The 25,090-nt window shown below is 49.3% G+C and carries 20 protein-coding genes; 15 read left to right on the top strand and 5 right to left on the bottom strand.

The genetic code is table 11. The features are described from left to right. Positions 1 to 46: 46 nt before the first annotated feature. A complete protein-coding gene (locus IYN85_RS12485; protein WP_196159244.1) occupies positions 47 to 967 on the top strand; it encodes a LysR family transcriptional regulator in 921 nt (306 codons plus the stop codon). Here IYN85_RS12485 and IYN85_RS12480 read toward each other — a convergent pair. After that, positions 964 to 1,716, bottom strand: a complete 753-nt coding sequence (locus IYN85_RS12480; RefSeq protein WP_196159243.1) for a transporter substrate-binding domain-containing protein — start codon at positions 1,714 to 1,716, stop codon at positions 964 to 966. The genes IYN85_RS12485 and IYN85_RS12480 overlap by 4 nt on opposite strands. A 232-nt stretch (positions 1,717 to 1,948) precedes the next feature. On the opposite strand from IYN85_RS12480, the gene selD reads away from it, so the two are divergent. After that, positions 1,949 to 2,983: a selenide, water dikinase SelD gene (gene selD, locus IYN85_RS12475; RefSeq protein ID WP_196159242.1), complete on the top strand. Its 1,035-nt coding sequence runs from the start codon at positions 1,949 to 1,951 to the stop codon at positions 2,981 to 2,983. Positions 2,984 to 3,541: 558 nt separating this feature from the next. On the opposite strand, the gene IYN85_RS12470 is transcribed toward selD, so the two are convergent. Continuing rightward, a complete protein-coding gene (locus tag IYN85_RS12470) occupies positions 3,542 to 4,684 on the bottom strand; it encodes an alpha-hydroxy acid oxidase (RefSeq protein ID WP_196159241.1) in 1,143 nt (380 codons plus the stop codon). A gap of 302 nt (positions 4,685 to 4,986) precedes the next feature. On the opposite strand from IYN85_RS12470, the gene IYN85_RS12465 reads away from it, so the two are divergent. Then, the gene (locus IYN85_RS12465; protein ID WP_196159240.1) at positions 4,987 to 5,751 is read left to right on the top strand and encodes a hypothetical protein; all 765 of its coding nucleotides are present in this window, start codon (positions 4,987 to 4,989) and stop codon (positions 5,749 to 5,751) included. Here the strand turns inward: IYN85_RS12465 and IYN85_RS12460 are convergent. Further along, positions 5,746 to 6,639 carry a LysR substrate-binding domain-containing protein gene (locus IYN85_RS12460; RefSeq protein WP_196159239.1) on the bottom strand — a complete coding sequence of 298 codons (894 nt, stop codon included), beginning with the start codon at positions 6,637 to 6,639 and terminating at the stop codon, positions 5,746 to 5,748. The genes IYN85_RS12465 and IYN85_RS12460 overlap by 6 nt on opposite strands. A gap of 96 nt (positions 6,640 to 6,735) precedes the next feature. Between IYN85_RS12460 and IYN85_RS12455 the strand changes: the two genes are divergently transcribed. Continuing rightward, on the top strand, positions 6,736 to 7,566 hold the full coding sequence (locus tag IYN85_RS12455) for a pirin family protein (RefSeq protein ID WP_196159739.1): 831 nt from the start codon (positions 6,736 to 6,738) through the stop codon (positions 7,564 to 7,566). A 73-nt stretch (positions 7,567 to 7,639) separates the two neighbouring features. On the opposite strand, the gene rpsT is transcribed toward IYN85_RS12455, so the two are convergent. Further along, positions 7,640 to 7,906 carry a 30S ribosomal protein S20 gene (rpsT, locus tag IYN85_RS12450; RefSeq protein WP_196159238.1) on the bottom strand — a complete coding sequence of 89 codons (267 nt, stop codon included), beginning with the start codon at positions 7,904 to 7,906 and terminating at the stop codon, positions 7,640 to 7,642. A gap of 231 nt (positions 7,907 to 8,137) precedes the next feature. Here rpsT and murJ point away from each other — a divergent pair, with 231 nt between their 5' ends. From murJ to IYN85_RS12395, 11 genes are all read left to right on the top strand, one after another. Next, positions 8,138 to 9,688: a murein biosynthesis integral membrane protein MurJ gene (gene murJ / locus IYN85_RS12445; protein ID WP_255533741.1), complete on the top strand. Its 1,551-nt coding sequence runs from the start codon at positions 8,138 to 8,140 to the stop codon at positions 9,686 to 9,688. Between the two features lie 119 nt (positions 9,689 to 9,807). Continuing rightward, entirely contained in the window at positions 9,808 to 10,695 is an 888-nt protein-coding gene (gene ribF / locus IYN85_RS12440; RefSeq protein WP_230390721.1) for a bifunctional riboflavin kinase/FAD synthetase, read from the top strand. 9 nt (positions 10,696 to 10,704) lie between these two features. Next, the gene (ileS, locus tag IYN85_RS12435) at positions 10,705 to 13,524 is read left to right on the top strand and encodes an isoleucine--tRNA ligase (protein WP_196159236.1); all 2,820 of its coding nucleotides are present in this window, start codon (positions 10,705 to 10,707) and stop codon (positions 13,522 to 13,524) included. Positions 13,525 to 13,613: 89 nt separating this feature from the next. Next, positions 13,614 to 14,060 carry an FKBP-type peptidyl-prolyl cis-trans isomerase gene (gene fkpB, locus IYN85_RS12430; protein ID WP_196159235.1) on the top strand — a complete coding sequence of 149 codons (447 nt, stop codon included), beginning with the start codon at positions 13,614 to 13,616 and terminating at the stop codon, positions 14,058 to 14,060. Then, positions 14,050 to 14,997: a 4-hydroxy-3-methylbut-2-enyl diphosphate reductase gene (gene ispH / locus IYN85_RS12425; protein WP_196159234.1), complete on the top strand. Its 948-nt coding sequence runs from the start codon at positions 14,050 to 14,052 to the stop codon at positions 14,995 to 14,997. Before fkpB ends, ispH begins: the two co-directional genes overlap by 11 nt. A 142-nt stretch (positions 14,998 to 15,139) precedes the next feature. Further along, positions 15,140 to 15,718 carry a GspH/FimT family pseudopilin gene (locus tag IYN85_RS12420; RefSeq protein WP_196159737.1) on the top strand — a complete coding sequence of 193 codons (579 nt, stop codon included), beginning with the start codon at positions 15,140 to 15,142 and terminating at the stop codon, positions 15,716 to 15,718. A gap of 2 nt (positions 15,719 to 15,720) precedes the next feature. Next, positions 15,721 to 16,248 (top strand): type IV pilus modification protein PilV, encoded by a 528-nt coding sequence (pilV, locus tag IYN85_RS12415; RefSeq protein WP_196159233.1) that lies wholly within the window; start codon positions 15,721 to 15,723, stop codon positions 16,246 to 16,248. 8 nt (positions 16,249 to 16,256) lie between these two features. Next, positions 16,257 to 17,387 (top strand): PilW family protein, encoded by a 1,131-nt coding sequence (locus IYN85_RS12410; protein WP_196159232.1) that lies wholly within the window; start codon positions 16,257 to 16,259, stop codon positions 17,385 to 17,387. Beyond that, positions 17,384 to 18,025 carry a PilX N-terminal domain-containing pilus assembly protein gene (locus IYN85_RS12405; protein WP_196159231.1) on the top strand — a complete coding sequence of 214 codons (642 nt, stop codon included), beginning with the start codon at positions 17,384 to 17,386 and terminating at the stop codon, positions 18,023 to 18,025. Before IYN85_RS12410 ends, IYN85_RS12405 begins: the two co-directional genes overlap by 4 nt. A gap of 8 nt (positions 18,026 to 18,033) precedes the next feature. After that, positions 18,034 to 23,166, top strand: coding sequence for a pilus assembly protein (locus tag IYN85_RS12400; RefSeq protein ID WP_196159230.1), 5,133 nt, complete (start codon positions 18,034 to 18,036; stop codon positions 23,164 to 23,166). A 10-nt stretch (positions 23,167 to 23,176) separates the two neighbouring features. Beyond that, complete coding sequence (locus tag IYN85_RS12395; RefSeq protein WP_196159736.1) at positions 23,177 to 23,665, top strand: type IV pilin protein; 489 nt, start codon at positions 23,177 to 23,179, stop codon at positions 23,663 to 23,665. 48 nt (positions 23,666 to 23,713) lie between these two features. On the opposite strand, the gene IYN85_RS12390 is transcribed toward IYN85_RS12395, so the two are convergent. After that, positions 23,714 to 25,090 carry a sigma-54 dependent transcriptional regulator gene (locus tag IYN85_RS12390; RefSeq protein ID WP_196159229.1) on the bottom strand — a complete coding sequence of 459 codons (1,377 nt, stop codon included), beginning with the start codon at positions 25,088 to 25,090 and terminating at the stop codon, positions 23,714 to 23,716.

Raw genomic sequence — 25,090 nt, 5'->3', positions numbered from 1 at the left:
TTGAAATGGTTAAATTAACTAAACTAAAAGTTTAATCTGGTGTCTTATGTTGAAAGTAGAGTGGCTGCGAACCTTGAAGGATGTCGGTCTGCAGGGGAGCTTTTCCGCTGTGGCCTTGAAACGGGGTGTGTCCGCGATGGCCATCAGTAAGCACATTACAGGTCTGGAACAACAGGTCGGCGAGGCGTTACTGAACCGCTCTACCCGTCACATCACTCTGACGGAAGCCGGGCAATCCCTATTGGAAAAAAGCCAGATTCTGCTGGAAGAGCACGGCGCGATTGAGGCCTGGTTGGCAGAGCGGCATGGTGAACCTGCGGGAAATCTGACGGTCATCATTGCTGAAGAATACATATTGCGCATGACCGTGACCCCTTGGGTGGGAGAGTTCCTGCAACGCTACCCGAAGGTAAAACTGACGATCCACCTGATGACCGATTTCAACCAATTGCAGTCCGTGAAGGCCGATGTGTTTTGGGGGTTAAGTAAATATCTGGGTGACGTGATGCCGGGTCTGAAACGCAAATCTCTGATTGAAACCGCGTTTGGTGTTTACGGTTCGCACGAGTATTTTGCTCAGCACGGTGTGCCACAAACGCCGACCGATCTGGCTAACCATTATGTGATTGGTAATACCCACAATACACCGCAGAACAGTTTGGTGGTGCGTGGAGGCAAGGACTTCAATGATGGCTTCCTGGAAGGAGTGTTTTTACCCACCTACGTGGTGACCGACGCCAATGGTGAAGAGTATGCGGCACAGGGGCTGGGGTTAATTAACGGTGCGACGGCGATGGTGGATCACACCCGCTCACCTTGGGACCGGCTTATTCCTGTATTGCAGGACTACTGGGTTGGCGGTGTGCAGGCCTACGCCTATTATCACCAAACCAAAATTGAGCAACCCAAGGTTCGTGCCTTTATCGATTTTTTCTTTGGCAAATGCGAGCAATGGGTGCAGCGCTAATCGCTCTCGTTGGGCGGCAGCCGCAAAATAGCCTGCAGTGGATGGTTTTGTGGTAAGGCGCGGAGGTTCTTTAGGCAATCGTCGCGGACCTGTTTGCTTTGAAACAGAATGCCATTCGGGCTGGCGCCGAGTAACTCAAAGCGGTCAAAAGCCAGCTGTTTATCGACAATGCCAGCGTCGATAAATTTGTTCAGGTAATAGTTAAAGATTTCCTTGTCCATCTGGATGAAATCAACCCTCCCGGACACCAGCAGCCGGACCTGAGCTTCCTGACGGTCAATTTCTGAGTAGTTTCGGTTGTTTTCCGCCATACGCTGGTACTCCCCGCCGATGACAACCTTGGCTCCTTGCCATGACACAACGGAACGTTGCCCGATGTCAGAAATCGAACTCAGCTCGAACTGATTGTCTGCCAGGGCATAAAAGTAGTTTTCGTAGGCATACAGGGTGTCGGTGTAATAGCCGGTTAAGGCCTGCTCAGCGATGAGTTCCGGAGTGATATCGGTCACTGCGTTCACTCGCCCGTTTTTGTATTCCAGGATACGTCGCGCGTAGGGTACGAGCTCGACATTGACGACATGGCCAGACGGCGTCAGGCAGGCGTCCACTAAGTCAATCAGCAGGCCGCGTTGACCATTTTCAATGACCCATGGCGGTAAGGTATCGCCGAACGACATATTGAGTTCTTCCGCACCAACGGACTGATATTCCAATACTGCAATAATGATGGCTATCAGCACCTTGTTCATGTCGTTCCTGCTCGATCAGTGATAGGGGCGAGTTGTTGCTATGCCCGTCTGTGTAACACGGCCTCTGTCAGTTTAGTTCAACTTTGGGTGGGTGATGAAAATTGGACGCGAATTCGCAATCGGGTCGTCGAAGGCTGCTGGTGGGAGCCTTTATGACTGGAAACCTGAGGCGGCGCAATACGATGGATTAGCGCTTTGGTTAGCCTTGGCAAAATTTTAGACGGGAAACCGCATGGAACAGATTAAATTAACCGAGTTCAGCCACGGAGCGGGTTGTGGTTGCAAAATTTCACCGGCGCTACTCGAATCGATTGTGAAGAGCACGTCGGCCGAGGTGCCCGACAAGCAACTGCTGGTGGGCAATCACACTAAGGACGATGCTGCGGTCTATGACTTGGGTGATGGGTCTGCCGTGATCAGTACGACCGATTTTTTTATGCCAATCGCCGATGACCCGTTCACCTTTGGCCGGATTGCTGCCGCGAATGCCATCAGTGATGTTTACGCCATGGGCGGCAAGCCGATGATGGCGATCGCGATCTTGGGTTGGCCGGTCGATAAACTGGCGGCTGATGTGGCGCAACAGGTGGTTGAAGGAGGGCGCGCAATGTGCCGGGCGGCGGGCATTCCGCTGGCAGGAGGACACAGTATTGACAGCCCTGAGCCCATTTTTGGCCTTGCCGTGACCGGGCGCGTGTTGCTGCCGAATCTGAAACGGAACGACACGGCCAAAGCCGGCGATCTACTGTATTTATCCAAACCTCTGGGCGTAGGTATTTTGAGTACCGCCCAAAAACAGAAAAAACTGTTACCGGAACATCAACATATTGCCATAGACAGTATGTGCCAGCTCAATGACATTGGCGCAGAGCTCGGTGCATTACCCGCCGTTCATGCCATGACCGATGTCACAGGCTTTGGTTTATTCGGCCATCTGTTGGAAATGTGCCAAGGTTCTGGCCTGGCCGCGCACATTGATGCGGAGCGTGTGCCTGTGTTACCAGAAGCTGCGCACTACCTGGCCGCGGGGTGTATCGCTGGAGGCGCGCGTCGCAACATTCAAAGTTATGGTCAGCATCTCGGGCCAATGACCGACGACCAGCGTTTTCTGTTTTGCGATCCGCAAACCAGCGGCGGACTACTGATTGCCCTTGATCCACAATATCAGAGCGCGTTTGAGTCTCAATTCAGTACACGAGGGCTGCAGCGAATTGGTCAGCTGGTTCCGGAATCCGGTCCTTTCCGGATTCAGGTGGCGGAGACGTGATCGAATGATACTGACCTAAGCGTATTTAGCCTTTGAGTTTTCAATTCGAGAGTACCTTTGGCCTGGTTTAACGTTGTGTCTATTGCCGTGAAGAACCAGCCAAATCTGACGATGCGTTTATTGGTTCTAAACGAAACAATCTTTCGGAGGTTTTTTTCTTTCCAAGGGGGCAGCCCCCTTGAACCCCCGTTTGTCGCCCGCTTTGGTATTCTTCCTTCATTGTCACTTTCGGTCGCTTGAGCGTGCTTCCCTGCACGCGCGGCGCTTCCAAGGGCATCCATGCCCTTGAATCCGTTGCGACGTGCCAATTAAGTCAGCCAAAGCAGATGCGACGGAACGGCTATTTACACCTGATCTGGCGAAATAGCGTTTGGTGTTTCGTATTCGTTATCGAGAAGGTGGCACTTGACAGCGAAAATCGCCCATTGAAACCAAATTACGGAATGATGCAAATGCTACCGATTGAAATCAAATGTGATCAAGTATGTGCTATTTAGTCATCACCAGTTTGCCCTGAGCATGATGGGCCTGATCCAAGTCCAAACCCAAATTAGACCCCTAGAACGTGCCTGGCAAAAGGTGAGAGCGGTTGATTTTCGTTAATTCACGCTCACCGCAGAACGCCATAGTCAGGTCCAGCTCTTTATGGATAATTTCCAGCGCTTTGGTAACCCCTTGTTCGCCCATGGCGCCCAAACCATAGAGAAACGGACGGCCGATATAGGTGCCCTTGGCGCCTAAGGCAATAGCTTTCAGAACGTCCTGACCGCTGCGGATGCCGCCATCCATGTGGACCTCAATAGCAGGACCGACTGCATCCACAATGGCTTTTAACGCAGAGATGGATGACGGCGCACCGTCCAACTGACGCCCTCCGTGATTTGAGACGATCAACGCATCGGCGCCTGATTTTACGGCCATCTGTGCATCTTCAGCATCCATGATGCCTTTCAGGATCAGCTTGCCGCCCCAGCGATCTTTAATCCATTGAACGTCATCCCAGCTCAATTGCGGGTCGAACTGTTCCGCGGTCCAGGCAAACAGTGAATTCACATTGGAGACGCCCTTGGCATGACCGACGATATTGCGAAAGCTGTGTCGTGTGGTCATGGCCATACCCAGACACCAGCGCGGTCGGGTCAGAATATGGGTCCAGCCTTTCACGGACAATAGTGGGTTAGTCGACAGACCATTGCGGATGTCTTTATGGCGTTGACCGAGAATCTGCAAATCCAACGTGAGCACCAAGGCGCTGCAACCGGCGGCTTTCGCCCGGTCGATCAGGTTTTGTGCGAATTCTTTATCCTTCATTACGTACAGCTGAAACCAGAATGGTGCTGACGTGTGTTGGGCAACGTCTTCAATAGAGCAGATGCTCATCGTTGATAAGGTAAAGGGGACACCGAATTTTTCGGCCGCTTTGGCCGCTTTAATTTCGCCATCGGCGGTTTGCATTCCCGTGAGTCCAGTCGGAGCCAAAGCGACCGGCATTTTGGTCTGCTGGCCGACCATGGGCATGGCGGTTGATCGGTTGGTCATGTCCACTGCAACACGTTGCCGCAATTTGATTTTCTGGAAATCAGAACTGTTTTCCCGGTAGGTTGTTTCTGTCCAGGAGCCGGAATCGGCGTAGTCGTAAAACATCTTGGGAACCCGTTTACGGGCCAGTTTTTGCAGATCTTCAATGGTGCAGATGGTCATAGTCGGCTCTCTTGCTGTTGTTATTTTGGTTTTTCCAGTGTCAATCTGAGCGCTGTTGCTCGCAAGGGGGAAGGTCAATATTGCCCGTCGCGGACGCAGGGTCAAGGAACAAAGGCTAGAACTGGCGCGGTTTTGAGGCTATCCGACATTGGTCTGACCAATTCGGTTTAACAGGCCATACGTCGGTGAATTTTTGGTTCTGGTTCTAAAAAAACGAATCAAACTGGACCCTCAGTAGACCGCCGTGCCAATATCCAATAGGCTGTTGCGCAGATCAGCCGCGACCTGTGTTAGAGGATTACATGAAATTAGCGTTATTCGCCGTGGTTTTACTGCTGTTTTTAGCCACTGGCATTATCACCCTGTTAGGCATTATTCAACGCGTTGAAATTGAACGGAAATATTTGAATGCCCTGTTTTCAGCGCTGATTCTGGAATTGATTGCGGCGGTGTTATTTCTGTTCAGCGGAACCGACTTCTTCTCACAACCCAGCGTGGATGAAAAAGTCATGCGCGAGGTGGCGTTCTTCATTGAACAGCACCCGGAAGTCTACGTGCCGGATTTATTAGCGCAGGGAATGCAGGCTGGGCAGTTATCCGCCTTTTTGCGGGATGAGCGTGCTGCGCACGCCAAAGATGGTCAGACATTGGTGCAATTGCAGTCGGAGCTGGACGCGTTGCAGAGTAAACTGGCACAACGCAATGATCAGATTAAATGGCTTAACGAAGAGTTAGAAGCGCGCAAAGAAGCGACACTTCGTCTGGCTAAGCTCGAACGTCAGTTTCTGGTTCGCATGTCTGAGTTAAACAGTAAGATCAGTGAATGGGGGACCTCGGTCAACTTCTCCTGGCAACCGGAAGAAAAGCGGGAAATTGCGCTAATGCTGCAGGAAGCGTTCAAGGAAATCGGGTTTATGGAGGAGCTCGAAATCCCCAACGATGACCCCTTGCTCGCGAACGATATTCTGACTCGCTACCAAAGCGAGAAGAATTTCAAAGAGGTGGGGTTTCTGACTCACCAGACCATTGCCTTCATTATTCAGGATTACCTGAAATCTCCGTTATAAGCCCAGGTGAGTACCGGTTAAGTGATCCAGAAACCATTGCAGGGCCGGACCTGCCGTGCCTTTTCGCCAGGCCAACATGGCTTTGCTGGGGTTGGCGTTGACTTTCAACGGCACCAGTTCGCCACGGTCCAGATCCGCCTGAATCCGGTGTTTGGGCAGGTAGCCAACGCCAAGGCCGGCTTTCTGTGCGGCAATTTTTTCCGCCATATTGCTGACCGAAATGACTTTGTTCTGTCGCGTCCAACCCAGCGTTAAGGGTGTCAGCAATTGGCTGGAGTCCGGCACCACAATGATGGGAAACTCTTCGATCATTTCATCAGTGACTTCGCAGGCATCTTTGGCCAGTGGATGTGATTTATCTACGGCGAAGATCATCTCGAATTCACCCACCACACGTTTATCGTAGCCTTCGACCTTCGGGTCAGTGCTATCCGGGCTGAAGATCAGGTCTGCAGACTGGTTCAACAGTTGTTCCCAGGTTCCCGACAGTGACCCATGTTTGACATTAACGCGGACAAAAGGGTGAAGCTGATTAAACTCTTTGATTAGGGGGTACAGATAATCGGTGGCAAAAATGGTGTCGACAACCAGCGTAATGGCCGACTCCCAGCCACTGGCCAGCTTTTGAGCGGAGTTCGCCAGGCTGTCTATATCCCGCAAAATCAGGCGTCCCTGATCCAGTACCAGCTTGCCGGCGGGTGTCAGTTTGGCGCGGTGTCCGGAGCGGTCAAACAGGTTAATGCCCAGATCCTGTTCTACCTTCTGAATGGTATAGGTCAGCGCTGAAGGAACTTTGTGCAGCGCTTGGGCGGCGGCAGCGAAACTGCCACGGGCATCTATAGCATCCAGCGCTTTCAGCAGGTCGAGTGTTATCGGGTTATGGGCCATGGTTCAGTTCTTTTGAAGAGATTCGTCAATATATTCCGCTTTTTTATGCAGTTTCAAGAGATTAAGGTTCAATAATGTTGAATAGGAGGATGGTTGATGAACTATCGAGGTGTAAAACAGGTTGCGAGGGGCGTCGCTGCGTCGGATGGTGCTGGCGTTAAGCTAACCCGTGTGATCGGTAATTCTTATGTCCCACGAGTCGACCCTTTCCTGATGTTGGATGAGTTTAAATCGGACGATAAAGCCGATTATATGGCTGGCTTTCCGATGCACCCACATCGTGGGTTTGAAACGGTTACCTACATTCTGCAAGGGGCTTTCCGTCATCGGGATAATCAGGGCAATGAAGGTTATTTGCGTCCGGGTTCCATTCAGTGGATGACCGCCGGGCGTGGGATTGTGCACGAAGAAATGCCAAACCAGGACGATGGTCCGGTCTGGGGTTTCCAGCTGTGGGTGAACTTACCGGCCAAAGACAAGATGACGGCGCCGCGCTATCAGGATATCTCACCGGAGGCGATCCCGGTTGTGCCCACGCAGACTGGGCAGGTAAATGTGCTGGTGGGTGAGTTTGGTGATAGCCGCGGTCCGGTCACGGATATCGCGACAGATCCGTTGTATTTGGACGTGTCTATCGATCAGGCAAAAGGCGAACAACAAATTGAGGTCCCGGCGGATAAACAGGCATTTGTCTATGTTTATCAGGGTGAAGCCTCGATTGAGGGTCAGACATTGCCGGAGCGTCACTTGGCGATACTGGGTAAGGGTGACATCCTGAAAGTGACCGCGTTGACGGCCGATACCCGTTTCTTGGTGGTTGCCGGTCGCCCGATTAACGAGCCGGTGGCGCAGTACGGACCTTTTGTGATGAATACCGTGGCCGAAGTTGAGCAGGCCATCACGGATTTTAACGAAGGGCGGTTTTAGACAGCTAACGTTCAGCGTTAATTTGCGGACATAAAAAAACCGGCCTGAGCCGGTTTTTTTACAATGTCAGCGATTAAGCTTTCAATGCTTTAACTTTAACGTTCAGTCGGCTCATAGTTCGGCTTGCTTTTGCCTTGCTGATGATGCCTTTGCGTGCCATGCCGTCTAATACAGGCTGTGCAGTCAGCAACGCTTTGTTCGCATCGTCATAGTTACCAGCTTCAATTTGAGCTACAACTTTCTTAACGTACGTACGAACCATTGAACGCATGCTTGCATTACGAGCGCGGCGGACCACTGCCTGACGAGCGCGCTTACGAGAACCAGCAGAGTTTGCCACAGGATGCTCCTTAATTAGTTAGTTAATCTGGTGTTGATAAATTCGGAGGGCGGATTCTATTGACTCGCTAGAGGGCTGTCAACGGAAACATCGGCATAATTGTAGAGTTGTGTTAAAAGTCGGCCAGATGATGTGTCTGTGGAAGGTCTGGCCGCACCGGCGCGCTTGCCGGAACCGGCTCCCTACCAGTAAACTGCGCCGCCAACCGGCACGGCTCAACAAGGAATCACGTTGTCTACGAAAATCCGTAAATCCATCCTACAAAGCTCGATTGTAGTCTCTGTCGCCACAATGCTGTCGCGCGTGCTGGGTCTGACCCGAGATATTGTATTTGCGACTTTATTCGGTTCCGGTGGGGCGCACGATGCGTTTCTGATTGCCTTTAAAGTGCCTAATTTCCTGCGCAGGTTATTCGCCGAAGGGGCGTTTAATCAGGCTTTTATACCGGTTCTGTCTGAGTACCGTCATGCTGAGGGCGACGACAGTGTGCGCAAGCTGGTGTCAGCAGTGCAGATTTATCTGGGTGCCGTGGTTGGGGTGATTACCCTGGTGGCTGTCATCGGATCGCCTGTCTTGGCGTGGCTGTTCGCTTCCGGATTTCACGACGATGGCGCGAAGCTTGAGCTGGTCGCGGATTTTCTGCGCCTGACCTTTCCCTATCTGTGGTTTATATCCATGACCGCTTTGGCGTCCTCGGTGCTGAACAGCTATCAGCGATTTGCCGCGCCGGCACTGACGCCGATTATTCTTAATTTGTCCTTGATTGGTTCCGCTCTGTTTCTGAGCCCCTTGTTCGCGGTACCTCAGACTGGCATTGCTATGGGCGTATTAATTGCCGGGGTATTGCAGTGGCTGTTTTTATGGCCGTCTTTGCTGAAAACCGGCGTATGGTCGCTGACTGAGTGGCATTGGCAGCACCCAGGTGTCAAAAAAATCCAGATTCTGATGCTGCCTGCGCTCTTTGGCGTATCCGTCAGTCAGATTAATCTGTTATTGGATACGGTGCTTGCCTCTTGGTTGCCGAATGGATCGGTGGGCTGGCTCTACTACTCGGATCGACTCACCGAACTGCCCTTGGGGGTTATTGGCATTGCTATTGCCACTGTTTTGTTGCCCAGGCTGTCGGCGTTACACGCAGAGAGTGATGGCGATCGGTTCGAAAAGACCTTGGCCTGGGCGATTCGCGTGGTTTTGTTGATTGGTTTGCCCGCGATGTTGGCTCTGGTTATCCTGCCTGAGCACTTGTTGACGTTGTTGTTTCAAAATGGCGCGTTTACATCGGAAGATGTTCATTTCGCCGCTGGAAGCCTCGCCGCTTACGCGTTAGGTCTGCCAGCCTTCATGCTGATTAAAATTCTCGCGCCGGCGTTTTTTTCCCGCCAAGACACCAAAACACCGGTCAAGATTGGTGTACAGGCGATGGTCTGGAACATGGTTTTTAATCTGTTGTTGATTGTGCCCTTGGCCCATGTTGGGCTGGCGGCCGCAACTTCGGCTTCAGCCTGGTTGAATGCGGGTTTGCTTGCCTGGCATTTGCATAAGGAGCAGCGTTTGCCGCGTCGCGCGTTGATTTTACCTTCCATCGTGCGCACAGCGCTGGCAAGCATTGTGATGTCCATCGTGCTGGTCATGTTGTTGCAATTGCCCTGGTTTGTAATGACTGAACTATTGCTGCAACGCTTAATGGTGGTGTCTGTATTGGTGTTTGCTGGGCTGTTCAGTTATGCGGTGGCCTTGCTGATGGTCGGTGTACGTATGGCGGATCTGCGCCACCCAGCCTGATCGTTAGAACTGTCGCTGGATGGTGTTGGCGAAGAGCACGACACCGGCAACTATTTTCAGTATACTGCGCGGCCAATTTTCAGCTTCGAATGACTATGCGCATCACGCGATTACCCCTTATGCCCCTGTCCAGATCTGCCGTGACCATCGGCAGTTTCGATGGCGTGCACCTGGGGCATCAGCAAATCATCCGTCGCTTAACCGATTATGCCAAGGCTCATAACCTGCAATCTGTAGTGATTACCTTTGAGCCGCAGCCCCGGGAGTTTCTGACGCCTGACAAAGCACCAGCGCGACTGTCATCACTGACAGATAAGGCCATGCGACTGCAGGCTATGGGCGTTGATCAGTTGGTGGTCTTGCCCTTTAACAGCCGTTTGCGGGCGCTCAGCGCAGATGCCTTTGTCCGTGAGATTCTGGTCGACAGACTTAATACGCAATGGCTGCAGGTGGGTGACGATTTTCGTTTTGGCGCGGATCGCATCGGTAATGTCGACTTTTTGCGGCAATATGACTTTGAAGTCACGGATCTACCCTCATTGTGTGTTGAGGGTGAGCGAGTCAGCAGTACGTTGATTCGTAATTGTATAGCGAGTGCCGATTTTGCTCATGCCGAAACCTTATTGGGTGATCGGTTTCAACTCAGTGGTCGCGTGATCTATGGCCGTCAATTGGGCCGTACCATTGGTGTGCCAACGGCGAATATGTTGTTGCCCCATAAGAAACTGCCGACCAGCGGGGTTTTCGCGATATCCGCTGACCTGGCCGGTAAAACGGTTTCAGGTGTGGCCAATCTGGGACCAAAACCCACCGTTGGCGACCCTCGTTTTTGGCTGGAATCCCATTTTTTCGACTTCGAGGGTCAACTCTATGGCCAGCGAATCACCGTCGCACTGCATAAGCGGCTGCGAGGTATAGAAACATTTGATAATCTTGACGCGCTGAAATCTCAGATTCAGCAGGACATTCAGGCTGCGAAGGCCTGGTTTGCAAACTTAGGAAAGTGAAAACTTAAGATGACTGACTATAAAGCGACATTAAATTTGCCGCAGACGGATTTTCCGATGCGTGGCGATTTAGCCAAACGTGAACCCAAAATGCTCCAACAGTGGGAAACGAACGGCATTTACCAGAAAATTCGCGAAGCAAGCCAAGGTCGTCCTAAGTTTATTTTGCACGATGGTCCGCCGTATGCGAACGGCTCGCTGCACCTTGGTCACGCTGTTAATAAAATTCTGAAAGACATCATCGTAAAGTCAAAGAGCTTCATCGGCTATGACGCACCTTACGTGCCCGGTTGGGATTGTCATGGGCTGCCGATTGAGCACAAAGTTGAGACCATGATCGGCCGTGCCGGTGAAAAGGTCGATTTCAAAGAGTTCCGGGCGAAGTGCCGGGAATACGCGCATACCCAGGTGGGTGGGCAGCGAGAAGAATTCAAACGCATGGGCGTATTCGGTTCGTGGGACGAACCCTACCTGACCATGAATTATCAGACCGAAGCGGACATCATCCGTGCGCTTGGTAAAATCGCGCAGTCAGGACACCTGGTTCGCGGTTACAAGCCGGTGTACTGGTCTGTTGTTGGGGGCTCTGCATTGGCTGAGGCCGAAGTGGAATACCACGACAAAACCTCTTTCAGTATCGATGTCGCCTATGCCGCTAAAGACGAGGCTGCGGTATTGTCCGCGATCGGTAGCGATCAGGGCGAAGGTCCTCTGCATGCCGTTATCTGGACCACAACCCCCTGGACCTTGCCTTCGTCACTGGCAATCTCCGCTGGGGCCGAGATCGAGTATGTGATGGTGCAGGTGCAGCATAACGGTAAGCCGATGCGGGTCATGGTGGCTCAAGAGTTGTTGGCGGCCTTCTGTGAACGCACGGGTTTTGAAAGCCCAAGCGTATTGGCTACCTTTACTGGCGATGTCCTTGAAAATCTGGTCTTTAAACATCCATTTTATGAGCGGGATATCCCGGTCTTGTTGGGTGAGCACGTCACCTTAGACGCCGGTACCGGTTTTGTGCATACCGCGCCAGACCATGGTATGGAAGACTTTGTTGTCTGTAACAAATATGGCATCAGCACGATCAACCCGATGGACGACAAAGGCGTCTTCCGGGCTAACGTTGAGTTATTCGCTGGCGAGCACGTCTATAAAGTCGACCCAAAAGTGATTGCCGTGGTGAAAGAACAGGGTCATCTGCTCAGCGAAAACAAAATCACCCACAGCTACGCGCATTGCTGGCGTACCAAAACGCCGCTGATCTACCGTGCGACACCGCAGTGGTTCATCAGTATGGAAGAAAACGGCCTGAAAGATCAGGCGATGAAAGCCATTCAGGGGGTCCGTTGGGTGCCCGGCTGGGGTCAGAACCGTATCGAAGCAATGGTCGGTCAATCACCGGATTGGTGTATCTCGCGCCAGCGAACCTGGGGAACGCCCATTACGTTTGTCGTGCACAAAGAAACCGGCGAGCTGCACCCAAAACTGGCCGAAATCATCGAAGCCGTTGCCAAAGCCGTGGAAAAAGAAGGGATGGATGCCTGGTATGATTTTGATCTGGCCACCGTTATCGATGACGCGGATCAGTATGAAAAAACCAAAGATACGTTGGACGTCTGGTTTGACTCCGGTGTGACCCATTCCGCGGTTCTGCAGAAGCGCGAAGAGTTAGGCCAATATCCGGCGGACATGTACCTGGAAGGGTCTGACCAGCATCGTGGTTGGTTCCAGTCGTCTCTGAAGACTGCGGTTGCGATGAATGGCACGGCACCGTATAAGCAAGTGCTGACCCACGGTTTTGTCGTCGATGAGAAAGGCTACAAGATGTCCAAGTCGTTGGGCAATGGTATGGAGCCGCAGGAAGTCTTCAACCAGTTTGGAGCCGACATTCTTCGTTTGTGGGTTGCCTCAACCGATTATTCCGGTGATATGGCGTTCTCAAAAGAGATCCTCAAGCGCACGGCTGACTCGTACCGTCGTATTCGTAACACCGCGCGCTTTCTGGTGTCGAACCTGGCAGGTTTTGACCCGAATGAAAACCTGGTCGCAAATGCTGACATGCTGGCGTTGGATCGTTGGGCCGTTGACCGTGCTTTAGTGGTGCAGAACGAGCTTTCTGAGCTGTACGACAACTACCAGTTCGTGCAGGTTGTGCAAAAAATCCACCATTTCTGTGCGTTGGATATGGGTGGTTTTTATCTGGATATCATCAAAGATCGCCAGTACACCACACAAGAAAATTCGCTGGCCCGTCGTTCTGCCCAGACCGCTCTGTATCACGTATTACAGGCCATGGTGCGCTGGATGGCGCCGATTCTCAGCTACACCGCGGAAGAGTTGTGGGCTTTTGTTCCCGGTCAAAGCAAGGAAACGGTCTTCACTGAAGTCTGGTATGACGGCCTAGAAGGATTCTCTGAACAGGAGGCACTGGGTGCTGACTATTGGAGCATCGTCCAAGAAGCGAAAGATTGCGTGAACAAAGCGCTGGAGAATGCCCGTAATGAGGGTGTTGTTGGTGGTTCACTGACGGCGGAAGTAACCCTTTACTGTGATGAGCAGCTGAAGAGTGCTTTGAGTCAACTGGGTGATGAACTGCGCTTTGTGACGCTGACCAGCAGCGCACAACTGGCGAACCTGGAAGACGCACCGGCGGATGTGGTGGACACCGAGATGTCCGGCCTGAAAGTCGCGATCGTCAAATCAAACCATGCCAAATGCGCCCGTTGCTGGCATCAGCGCGAAGATGTAGGTAGCCATGCCGAACATCCGGAACTGTGTGGCCGTTGCGTAGAAAATGTGGATGGTGGTGGCGAAACCCGTCAGTTCGCCTGATTTTTCTGGAAAGGCCGCCCTTGTGGGTGGCCTGCTCAATTTGATTGTATTCCCGCCTACGCGGGAATCTTGCGTTTAAGGTGTAGCCGATGTCTCAAATACACGAAAATTCAAAAGTCACCTTGCACTTTGCCCTGCGCCTGGAAGATGGTCAGGTCGTTGACAGTACCTTTGAAAAAACACCTGCGGTACTGACCATTGGAGACGGGAATTTACCGGAAGGTTTTGAAAAGCACATTCTGGGCTTGGAAGAGGGTGATCGACGAACGGTCCGGGTTGAACCGGAAGATGCGTTTGGGCAACAGAACCCGGGCAATATCCAGAGTTTTAAGAAATCTCAGTTTGCTCAAACCGGCGAGCTTGAGGCCGGCATGGTTGTGTCCTTTCAGGATGCCGCTGGTGCCGAGCTGCCTGGCGTGATTGTTGATGTATTGGATGAGCAGGTAAAGGTTGATTTCAACCACCCCCTGGCGGGCAAGACCCTGGACTTTGAAGTGGAAATTCTGCAGGTAGAGGCGGCCAGTCATGGACATTAAACTGGCAAACCCCCGAGGCTTCTGTGCCGGGGTCGATCGCGCGATTGATATTGTGAACCGTGCGCTTGAAGTACACGGTGCGCCGTTATATGTACGTCACGAAGTCGTGCACAACAAGTTTGTGGTCGAAGATTTGAAATCCCGTGGGGCCATCTTTGTCGACGAACTGGACGAAGTGCCTGATGACAACTGGGTGATTTTTTCCGCTCATGGGGTTTCACAGGCCGTGCGCAAAGAGGCTGATCGGCGGGGTTTACGCGTTTACGACGCAACCTGCCCGTTGGTGACCAAGGTGCATTTGGAAGTCGCCCGCTACTCCAACGATGGCATGGAGTGCATCCTGATCGGCCATCGAGGGCATCCGGAAGTCGAGGGCACCATGGGGCAGTTCGATACCTCACATGGCGGCGCCATTTATCTGGTGGAAGATGAGCAGTGTGTGGCGAAGCTGACAGTAAAAGACCCGTCGCGACTGGCTTACGTTACGCAAACGACGTTGTCGATGGACGATACCGCGAAAATCATTGAAGCCTTACGTGCGAAGTTCCCGATGATAACCGGCCCACGTAAGGATGACATCTGCTACGCCACGCAAAACCGACAAGATGCCGTCAAAACCCTGTCCCAGGAGTGTGATGTGGTGATTGTTGTCGGCTCACCGAACTCCTCGAACAGCAATCGATTGCGCGAACTTGCGGAGCGGATGGGCTGCGCAGCCTATTTGGTGGATACCGTCGAGCAACTGCAACCGGAATGGTTCACAGGCAAGCAGCACATAGGCGTAACCGCTGGTGCCTCCGCACCGGATATTCTCGTTAAACAGGTCATTAACGGCCTGCAAAGGTTAGGCGCAACCAGCCCTATTGAGCTGGAAGGTGTCGAAGAAAATATCACTTTCTCCATTCCCAAAGAATTGCGCCTGACGCCTCTCGACTGAACAGACCTCAAACCTTGACCGGTTTCGCAAAACAGAGGTTATAAAGTCCTTTCATCTCAGCATATTGACCGTTTATCCTAACGGTCAAAACTCTTTAAAATGCGCACCTAAAATAACCATCAGAATAATATGTGGGGTACATATGAGATTTTCTAAAGGTTACACGATTGTGGAACTCATGATTACAGTCGGTATATTTGCTGTGATCAGTGCGATGGCATATCCGCAGTATCAAAATCTTGTAATGCGTAATGGTGTCGATAAGGTCCGTGATGATTTGTATGTCGATATGGTGCTTGCAAGGTCTGAAGCCTTGAGTCGAAATCGTCGAGTAACCATGTGCGCTACAACTAACCCAATGGCAATGACGCCGGTTTGTACCTTTGGTGCTGCTGATTGGAATACGGGTTGGATAATTTTTGCAGACACTGATGGTGATCAGATATTAGACGCCTCTATTGACGCCAATGGGGATGGTAATCTTGATACGCCTGCCGATGAACTGATCCGCGTTTATGCAAACAAAAATGCGGTCAATATGACACTTCGATATGCCGCTTTTAACACAAATTATATGACCTTTGACCGGCTTGGGCGTCTAGAAAATACAACAAACGGATCATTTTGGGCGTGCTCTGGACTAGCAGGATATTCTGCCGCATTAGTAGTGAACAGAACCGGGCGGCCTTATTACGAAGAAGGGGACATGAACGAATGTTAAGAATGTCTTTTTTTAAGCAAACGGGCGCAGGCTTGTTGGAAGTCCTTATCGCAGTGATAGTGTTAGCTGTTGGCCTTTTGGGCTTCGCTGCTTTGCAGACACAGGCACTGCGAATGAACTACGAAACATTGCAGCAGGCTCGTGCGAGCTCACTTGCTGAAGATATCCTTGATCGCATGCGTTCTAACCAGGTGCACGCGATCGAAACGGAGGATTATGAACGTGACTTTGGCGATGCATTACCCGTGGTTGCAACCGACTGTGCGGCTGCGACTTGTACGCCTGCGGAAATGGCCGCTTGGGATATGAACCAGTGGATAACGGCTCGATTGCAGGCGCAAAACGCTACTGCCGACGCGAGGATTATTCAAGACCCGAATAATCTCGGAACTGACGATGCTCGACGTTTCTACCAGATAGATATTCGAATGGTCGAAGTTTCACAGCAACGAGCACAAGGCGCCGCTGCTTTTAATGCGGATAACGCAGAAGATCAACTGATTACTGTCAGTTATCAGACTTATCTATGAGGCAAGTAATGGTTAGACAAATAGGTTTCAGTCTTGTTGAGCTCATGGTTTCGATGGTTCTCGGGTTGGTATTGATTGGCGGTGTTGTAACGGTAGTGACCAGTTCTCAAAGCGGGTATCAGGAGCTCGTCGAACAGGGTCGAATGCAGGAAACCGCCAAATTGGCTATGGATTATATTGTTCGCGATTTGCGTAATGTTGGTTATTGGGGGTGCAGCGGCAACGCAATTCCTACAGCTAATACCCTAGAAAAAGGCAGTGCCGATTTTTTCCGAGCGGAGGATGCTTTAAGGTCCTGGGCAAACACAGAAGCGACGTTACCTGCCGAGTACGCGAACGCAAGAGACTATGAAATATCCGTACAGGATCCTCTTAATCTGGCAAATACGATTATACGTCGACCCGACGTCATTGAAATGCGGGTTATCGATCTGGGCGGGGCTTTGACTGTTGAGAAGCAACCGGGAGGGAGCTCAGCTGCGATTCTTCTCAGTAAACCTCATGGATTCAGTGACGGGACTATTTGGGCTATTGTCGAAAAAGACTGCTCTAACATGGGGATATTTGCCCAAAAAGGGGCCGCAGGCAATTCGTCTACGGTACCACATGGTACAGGTGCCAGCCCTATTGCTAAAAATTGCGTGAAAGAGTTAAAAGGGAATTTCACCTGCGACGACACTAGTGGAAAACTGGATACTGCATATTCTCCTGGTTCCGCTATCTTCGTGGTATCCAGAGTCGCTTATACCGTTGAAGACTCTGCCAGTGGGCAGAGCGCACTGTACCGGCGAACACCCAGTTTCGATGAGGATGGTGATGGTAATACCGTAGACGCAAACGAAGAATTGATTCAGGGTATATCTGATCTTCAATATTTATTTGGACTGGATCAAAACGGTGACGGGGCCGTTGATCGGTTTGCCAATGCGGAAACCATAAATGCAGCCTATGTTGATGCTGTTGATAACGATACCGGTGCCGCAGGTTCTGATGACCTGTGCGACCCTACAGCTTTGTGCTTCTGGCAAGCCTTATCCATTGTCATCGAAGTTGAAGTTGAGCCGTTGAATAATCTTGCTATACCTCCGCAACGATTCACTACGTCTTTACGTTTGCGCAATCGAGGGCTTTCATCGTGAAACAAATTTCACATCAAAAGGGCGTTGTACTGTTGGTCGCCTTGGTTTTTCTACTCATATTGACGGTTGCAGGGATTTCTGCAATGCGTATGTCCACCGCTGAGGAGCGCATGACCAGTAATTTCAGTGAGCGGAACATCGCCTTTCAGGCAGCTGAAGCTGCTTTGATCGAAGCTGAACTGTACTTGGATGAACAGAATTTCCAGCAATTGAATTTTTATACTGGGGGTGCCTGTAATCAGCAGGACTGTTTTTATACGGAAGACGCCAGTGGCAATGCAACTTGTGCTAATGGACTTTGCTTTTTAGGAGAGTTTGAACCTGCAAACAGCTGTGTATTGGAACCTAAACTTAATCAAACTGACGAGATTTATCAGTCTGCGGAAACATGGCGAGATGGTTCAGGAATGCATAGGTTAGCGACTTTCAATGCGGGGGGATTGGCAAACGCAAAATACATTATTGAATTTCGATGCTTTGCCGTGAAGGATCCATTGAACCCCGCGAGCGATCAATATGATGCGTCGAACGAATACATACCCTCATATTGGGAACCTTTGTACCGAATTACTGCAATAGGCTACGGCAGAACTCAAAACAGCCGTGTGATGTTGCAGTCAACTTATCGAAGAGATTGAGGTGCGTTATGACTCATACTAAATTCTTAATACCGGCTTTATTGGTCGCTGCGGTTAATTCCATGGTAAGCGTTTTCGCGGTTAGTTCTTCCGACTACGCATTGACGCCTTTGTCACTGACCAAGGAAAATACGCCGTTAGTTATGCTCGCAATGTCTAACGACGAGCAGCTTTATTACAAAGCCTATAACGACTATACCGATATTGATAATGATGGGGTATTGGATGTTTTTTATAAAGGCGCAGAAAAACCTGATTTGGGGTTAAAGGCGTTCGACTACGCCGGCTATTTTGATCCTGCACTTTGTTATCGTTACGACACAACCAAGCAAATGTTTATCGTCGCGCGCCCATCGATCAGTCGATATAACAATGATGGTATCGCAAGTACTGCTAATATTGTTCATAGCTGTGATAACGATGATTGGTCTGGAAATTTCTTGAATTGGATTTCTATGACCCGTATAGATGTAATGCGGCACGTTTTATATGGTGGTAAGCGTTACGAAGATGATACAACCGTGCTTGCGGCACAGGATAGAGGCCGAGCCGTTCTTGAGGTGTCATATCTGCCTAATGATGTACATTCTTTTTCTAAAGTAGTACCTAAATATAACCCTATTACAAAAACTCCTGCAAACATCCCCGATCTGTTGCATATTGTTCCAGACGCTTATAATAAAAGTTCAGGCATCACCCTCTGTACAACATCGAGGAGCGGAGTGCCTGTACTGCGGGTAGTGGAGGGTCAATATCCTTTTTGGTCTGCAAAAGAAGGAAATCAGTGCAATTATTCTGGCTTAGGCGCTCCGGTTAGCTCCGCTCAAATAGGGTCAGATTTAATACTGCGGGTCGAAGTTTGCGCGACTACCTATGAGTTGACAAACCCTCGTTGTCGACAATATTTCGACGGTACTGAGACATATTATAAACCAGCAGGATTGCTACAGAAATTTGGTGAAGACTCTCGAATTCAATTTGGGTTAATTACAGGTTCCTATCACCGCAATGTTGAGGGTGGTGTTATCAGGAGTCAAATCAGCAAAATTGCAGGAAATGACGACTCAAATGAAGATGAAATTAACCTTAAAAATGGTTCGTTTAACAAGTCTGTGAATGGCATTATTCAGACGATTGAGAAGTTAAAGATTGTAAATCATAACTATTCAACCTATACCGATTGCTCTACCTATAAAATTGCTCCATCTTATTTGAAAGAGCCGACACGGGATGACAGACGATGCTCTAACTGGGGTAATCCTATTGCTGAGATTTACTATGAAGCGCTTCGGTATTTCTCTGGAAATACAGAACCGACTGCGGACTATATCAACGATAATTTCTTTAAATCTGACGTCGATTTTCTCGCTGGACTGAATTCTGAATTTAAATGGACGAATCCGCTGAACAACAAAAATGGTTGTGCAAAGTGCTCAATTATTTTGATTTCTTCAGGAGCTCCATCATTTGACATTGACGTCGTGGATGATATGGATGGATCGGTTCCTCTATTAACAAGTGCATCGGATCTTATTAACCAGACCGATTATGTTGGAAAGCTAGAGTACGACACGCTAAAAGGAAAGAATAAACTGGCGTCTGATGGTGATTTCTGTGTTCAACGTGAAATGGGCGTGCTGAGTGAAGTGTCCGGTACCTGTCCCGATAAGCCACAGTCCGAAGGTGGGTATCATCTAGCAGGATTGGCTTACCATGCTAAAACTACCGACTTGCAGACGCTTGCGAAAATGCAGACAGTTAATACTTATGCCATCGAGCTCGCCGATAGTGTGCCAACCTTCGATTTTTTAGTTAATGGAAACAAGATGTCGTTGATTCCTGCCTGTCAGTCTTACAACACGGGGCAGACAGACTATACCTATTGTTCTTTGAATGATGTGAAATTCCACACGTTAGATTTTGATGCAGCAGGCAACCTTAAGTACGCGCGGATTTACGTCATGTGGGAAGACTCTCAGTGGGGTAATGACTTCGATATGGATGTTGTGCAGAGAATTGATATTTGTACATCACTCGATACCGATTCTACTCACTGCACATCCGATTTCGATAACGATGGCACTCGCGAAGAAGTAAAACTTACCGCTGATCAATTTGCGGTTGAACAGCAAATGGTATTGTCTTCAGGTGGCCTGAGGTTCAGAGCATCATACTCCGTCGCTGGTACAACGAATGATGGTTTGGAAACCGGCTGGAGTGATAAGTCGAATGGCCAGGATGGTAGAGCAACGGACCTTAATTGGGATCCGGCAGCAAACGGTCCGACGCGTGAAACTGCAATTCATACAATTGATCCTACTGTCGCTGTTGCCGATCTGTTGAAGTCTCAATTGTATTTAGCCGCCAAATATGGAGGTTTTACTGAGTTGGAGGATCTTGATGGTGATCCGACAAAAGATACAGTAGCGCCCGATTCAACCAAAGAGTGGGATAACCTGATCAACGAAACGGGTTTTGCCGGATCTGATGGAATACCTGACAATTACTATAAAGTCCGCAATCCAAATACATTAGAAGATCAATTGGGTCGAGTTTTTAACACTATCGTCGAACGACTATCGTCGGGGTCAAATGCAGCGGTAGTTGCAAACCGAGCGTCAGGTAACGGTGCTATCTATCAGGCTGTTTACTTTCCAAAGCTGACTCGAGGTAATTCATCTGTAACCTGGGTTGGACAGTTGCATTCGTTATTTGTCGACAGCGCTGGTTTGATTCGAGAGGATTCTGATGGTGACAAGTTGCTGGATGAGCCCCCTTATTATGATGCCGGTGGTAATTTAGTTCCCGGCGACTTTATCGTTCAAATTAAATACGATGCCAATCTGGACGATACGAAATTCCAGCGATATGCGTTGTTTGGTAATACCGGAAATAGTGCGAAAGTAGCCGTGAAAGTTGGCGGGCTGGTTGACTTGGAAGAGCTATCTTCAACTTGGAATGCAGCAAAACAATTAGCCCTTGTCGCTGATGCTGATCTTAAGGATCAACGCATTTATTCTGATGCAGCGGATGATGGACGTTATATTATCAGTTCCTACTACTACGAGGATTGTCCAACAACAACTGATATAAATGACCCTTGTGAACAAGTAGTGCCTTTTACAAAGAACAATGCGGCTTTCTTGAGTGGTTATTTAGGATATTCCGCTTCTGATTTAACAGATGTTGAAAACCTAATTAACTGGACTCGCGGTATTGATGTTTCTGGCTTGAGAGAACGGCAGATTGATGTTGACGGAGACAGTATTGATGATACGTGGCGTCTTGGCGACATCGTCCATAGTACTCCAATTGTTGTCGAACGCCCAACAGAGTCATATGATCGCTTTTTTGGTGATCAAACGTATGCTGAGTTTGCAAAAAAATATAAAGATAGACGTCGCATGATATATGTAGGTTCCAATGACGGCATGATACATGCGTTTAATGGCGGTTACTGGGATCCTGTATGTAATGGCTTCCTGAATTCCGCTTCGCCTACGGGGTGTGCACAAGATCCAAACGATCATTCTTTGGGCTCAGAAATATGGGCATATGTGCCCAGAAACTTACTTGGGCATATGAGATGGCAAGCAGAACCTGACTATCCTCACATGTTTTATGTCGACGGTGAACCTCAGGCTTTTGATGTTCGAATTTTTGATGAAGACAGTGATCACCCAGGTGGCTGGGGAACAATTTTGGTTGTTCCAATGAGGCAAGGTGGTGGTGATATTAGCGTCGATCATGATAACGACGGGAGCGCGGGTGATACTCAGGTTCTTCGTTCAGCAATTGTAGTACTGGATGTTACCAATCCGGAACTTCCACCGACATTGATTGCAGAGATTACCGATTTCAATTTAGGGATGACATTGAGTAAACCTACTTTGGTCAAACGGTACATACCAACTGCGATAACTTACGACGCCAGCGGACGGCCAACTAATTCTGGTTACGAATTACCATTGGCTAGTGAATGGCACTTGGTATTCGGCAGCGGTCCTTGGCCTCACGGTGTAGGGCAGGCAGCCAACAGTACTTCTTCGCAAGATGGCTACGTGTTTTCATACGATCTGGGCGAAAAACAGTTGTATAAAAAGCAAATTCTCGACGCTCCGTCTAGCTACTTAGTTGGATTTGAAAGCAGTGATTGGGATCAAGATGGTAGTACTGATGCTGTATACTTTGGTTCAGTTTCTGGTAGTTCAGTGAGCGATCAAGCCGGTAAACTATTTCGTTGGAACCTCACTTTAAGTGGTAGTGCTTATTTGGCAATTGACGATGCCGATGATATCAGTCCAAGCGTCATGCTGGATACCCAACAGCCAATTGTTGCAAAACCGACTTTAACTCGGTCACCTAAAGCCGATCGATGGGTTCACTTTGGAACGGGTCGATACTTGGTCAATGAAGATCGTGTGTCGAAAGTTCAGCAATCTATGTATGGGATAATGGAGCCGAGAAATACAACCAGCGGATTCTTGTGGTCTGAAGTCTATAAGTCAAATCTGGTCGATAGTACGGAGTTAAATATTACAACGTTGGGCGGTGTTCTAGATGCCAACGGTGAAAACCCGACAATAGCAGGAAGCAAAGTCCTTTATTATAAAGACTTGGTTAAAGCAGTAGCGGCTAAGGGAGGTTGGTATCGTGATTTGACCAATGATGCTTCCATGCCGACTGGGCGCGTGCTTCGTGAAGCTCTGGTTTATCAAGATCAGTTGATTTTTACAGAGTATCTGCCTTCAGGTGATCAATGTGACGTAAATGGTCGTTCAAATCTTTATGTCACAAGCTGGGAGACTGGGACTGCGCTGGCGTATGATGCCCTTGGATCTACTACCGATGTCGATTTGGACGGTGATGGAACCCTAGAAAAAATCGTGGATGTTAGTTCCGACTTAGGAGAAGGCGAGTTTTCAGGGGTTACAGTGTTTGAAACAAGTTCGACTGTGACGCTATTGGATATGGCTTATGATTCCAATATTAAGCCTGAGGAAGAGATGGATGAATCAGATGGTGGTAACTGTGTTTTCGTACAGTCTTCAACCGGTGAAATGATTTGTCGTCGAGTAACTGAAGGCGTAGTTGATGCGGCTGGCCGCCAATCGTGGCGCGAAGTTGAAATTTTGTTTTAAGGTTTTCAATATGAACAAACAAAAAGGTTTTACCATTGTTGAGCTAATGATTGTCGGTATATTAATTACCGTGATTGCGGCTATAGCATATCCACGTTACATCCAATATATGCAAGAAACACGAAGAAGTGATGCAACAGTAATGTTAGTTGCAGCAGCAGCTATGGAAGAGCGAATATTAACTCGAACTGGGAACTACACTGACTCTGTGGTTGACATAAACGGGGGAGTAAATGTATCTAATGAGGGCTTCTATCAATTAACAATTGAGTTTAATGACTCAGCAGCAGCCATACCAACACCAGATGCGGGTGGTGTAATTGACTCTATCGACTTGGACTGTGTTGGTGCAAGGTGTTTCACTTTAACAGCAACTCCTGTTGTCAATAGTCCTCAATTGGCTGATACGGTTTGTTCGATATTTCTAATGGATTCAGTTGGCCGTCAAAGATCTTTTGATAATGCCGGAAATTTGAATCCAGCGGGTACATGTTGGTAACTAGCTATTGCAGATGTTTGGGAACGCCAAGCGTTCCCTGTTCTTTCATTAATCCAACCCTAGTTTCTTCAAGCGATACCGTAACGCCCTGAATGTTATGCCTAGTTTTTTAGCAGCGGCAGTGCGGTTCCAGCGAGTTTCTTCGAGTGCCTGCTCAACTACATTACGTTCAATGTCCATTAAATAGTCTTCTAAGGACACGCCTTCAGGTCGCTCCCCAATGCTGGTCGAATTGAGCGGTTTAACCGTTTGTGATGAACCATCTTTCAGATTTAAATCATCCTCGGTAATTACATCGTCTTCACACATGGCAAATGCGCGTTCAAGGATGTTTTCCAATTCGCGGACATTGCCTGGAAAACCGTATAACTCCAGAGCCTTCTTGGCTCTAGTCTCGAGTTTCGCTGCCGGTAGTTCGTAGTTATCCGCAATGCGTTTCAAAATTGCGTCGCATAACAGCGGGATATCTTCATGACGATCTCGCAGTGCAGGAATGCGGAGAGAAATGACGTTTATACGGTAGAATAAATCTTGTCTAAATTCCCCTGCATCAACCATCGCTTCCAGATTTTTATGAGTGGCACTTAGCAAGCGCACGTCAACGTCAATTTCAGTTTGTGACCCAATGGGTCTGACTTTCTTTTCCTGGATAGCACGCAGGAGTTTCACTTGCATTGTCAGCGGTAAGTCTGCGACCTCATCTAAAAATAAAGTTCCGCCATTCGCTGCTTGGAAAAAACCGAGCTTGTCTTCTGTTGCTCCGGTAAAGGAACCTTTCTTATGACCAAAAAATTCGCTTTCCATTAGTTCAGACGGGATTGCTCCGCAGTTGACGGGGACGAAAGCGCCCCCCGATCTGGGACCCAGTGAATGAATTTGTCGGGCGGCCAGTTCTTTGCCGGTGCCGGATTCGCCTTGAATAAATACTGGCGCCTGGCTCACAGCGAGCTTCTGAATTTTCTTACTTAGAGCTTGCATCGGGGCAGAGTTGCCCAGTGATAGGGTTTCCGTACTCGGTTTTTTAGCTGCAGCGGTGTTTGCGTCCTTAACCGCTTGTTTTACTTTCAGTGCTTGGTTGATCAAGTTGCGCAGCTTATGAATATCCACGGGCTTTGACACAAAGTCGAAAGCGCCTGACTTTAAAGATTCAATGGCTAGGTCCATGTTGCCGTGGGCGGTAATGACGGCGATTGGTGTGTCAGGTTTGAATTCGGCGACATAGCGAACTACATCGAGGCCATTGCCGTCAGGCAAGCGCATATCGGTCAGGATCAGGTCGACTTCATGTTGTTTAATGGCAGCAATCGCGGAATGAACATCGATAGCCACCTGACTTTCGATGCCCATTCTCATTAGCGTAATTTCGAGTAATTCACGAATATCAGGTTCGTCATCGATAATGAGTACGCGTTGAGTGTCAGACAT

The sequence above is a fragment of the Reinekea sp. G2M2-21 genome (assembly GCF_015687175.1).
In the GTDB taxonomy this organism is placed as follows: Bacteria; Pseudomonadota; Gammaproteobacteria; order Pseudomonadales; family Natronospirillaceae; genus Reinekea.
Note: the sequence above shows the minus strand (reverse complement) of the source record. Positions and strands in the feature narration are given on the sequence as shown.

What these genes read in the sequence shown, in the direction of transcription:
- IYN85_RS12480 (WP_196159243.1), bottom strand. Translation starts at nt 1,716, where the DNA reads ATGAACAAGGTGCTGATAGCCATCATTATTGCAGTATTGGAATATCAG.
- IYN85_RS12420 (WP_196159737.1), top strand. Translation starts at nt 15,140, where the DNA reads ATGAGATTTTCTAAAGGTTACACGATTGTGGAACTCATGATTACAGTC.
- selD (WP_196159242.1), top strand. Translation starts at nt 1,949, where the DNA reads ATGGAACAGATTAAATTAACCGAGTTCAGCCACGGAGCGGGTTGTGGT.
- IYN85_RS12410 (WP_196159232.1), top strand. Translation starts at nt 16,257, where the DNA reads ATGGTTAGACAAATAGGTTTCAGTCTTGTTGAGCTCATGGTTTCGATG.
- IYN85_RS12485 (WP_196159244.1), top strand. Translation starts at nt 47, where the DNA reads ATGTTGAAAGTAGAGTGGCTGCGAACCTTGAAGGATGTCGGTCTGCAG.
- IYN85_RS12395 (WP_196159736.1), top strand. Translation starts at nt 23,177, where the DNA reads ATGAACAAACAAAAAGGTTTTACCATTGTTGAGCTAATGATTGTCGGT.
- IYN85_RS12400 (WP_196159230.1), top strand. Translation starts at nt 18,034, where the DNA reads ATGACTCATACTAAATTCTTAATACCGGCTTTATTGGTCGCTGCGGTT.
- IYN85_RS12460 (WP_196159239.1), bottom strand. Translation starts at nt 6,639, where the DNA reads ATGGCCCATAACCCGATAACACTCGACCTGCTGAAAGCGCTGGATGCT.
- ileS (WP_196159236.1), top strand. Translation starts at nt 10,705, where the DNA reads ATGACTGACTATAAAGCGACATTAAATTTGCCGCAGACGGATTTTCCG.
- IYN85_RS12390 (WP_196159229.1), bottom strand. Translation starts at nt 25,090, where the DNA reads ATGTCTGACACTCAACGCGTACTCATTATCGATGACGAACCTGATATT.
- ispH (WP_196159234.1), top strand. Translation starts at nt 14,050, where the DNA reads ATGGACATTAAACTGGCAAACCCCCGAGGCTTCTGTGCCGGGGTCGAT.
- IYN85_RS12455 (WP_196159739.1), top strand. Translation starts at nt 6,736, where the DNA reads ATGAACTATCGAGGTGTAAAACAGGTTGCGAGGGGCGTCGCTGCGTCG.
- IYN85_RS12465 (WP_196159240.1), top strand. Translation starts at nt 4,987, where the DNA reads ATGAAATTAGCGTTATTCGCCGTGGTTTTACTGCTGTTTTTAGCCACT.
- IYN85_RS12470 (WP_196159241.1), bottom strand. Translation starts at nt 4,684, where the DNA reads ATGACCATCTGCACCATTGAAGATCTGCAAAAACTGGCCCGTAAACGG.
- fkpB (WP_196159235.1), top strand. Translation starts at nt 13,614, where the DNA reads ATGTCTCAAATACACGAAAATTCAAAAGTCACCTTGCACTTTGCCCTG.
- ribF (WP_230390721.1), top strand. Translation starts at nt 9,808, where the DNA reads ATGCCCCTGTCCAGATCTGCCGTGACCATCGGCAGTTTCGATGGCGTG.
- pilV (WP_196159233.1), top strand. Translation starts at nt 15,721, where the DNA reads ATGTCTTTTTTTAAGCAAACGGGCGCAGGCTTGTTGGAAGTCCTTATC.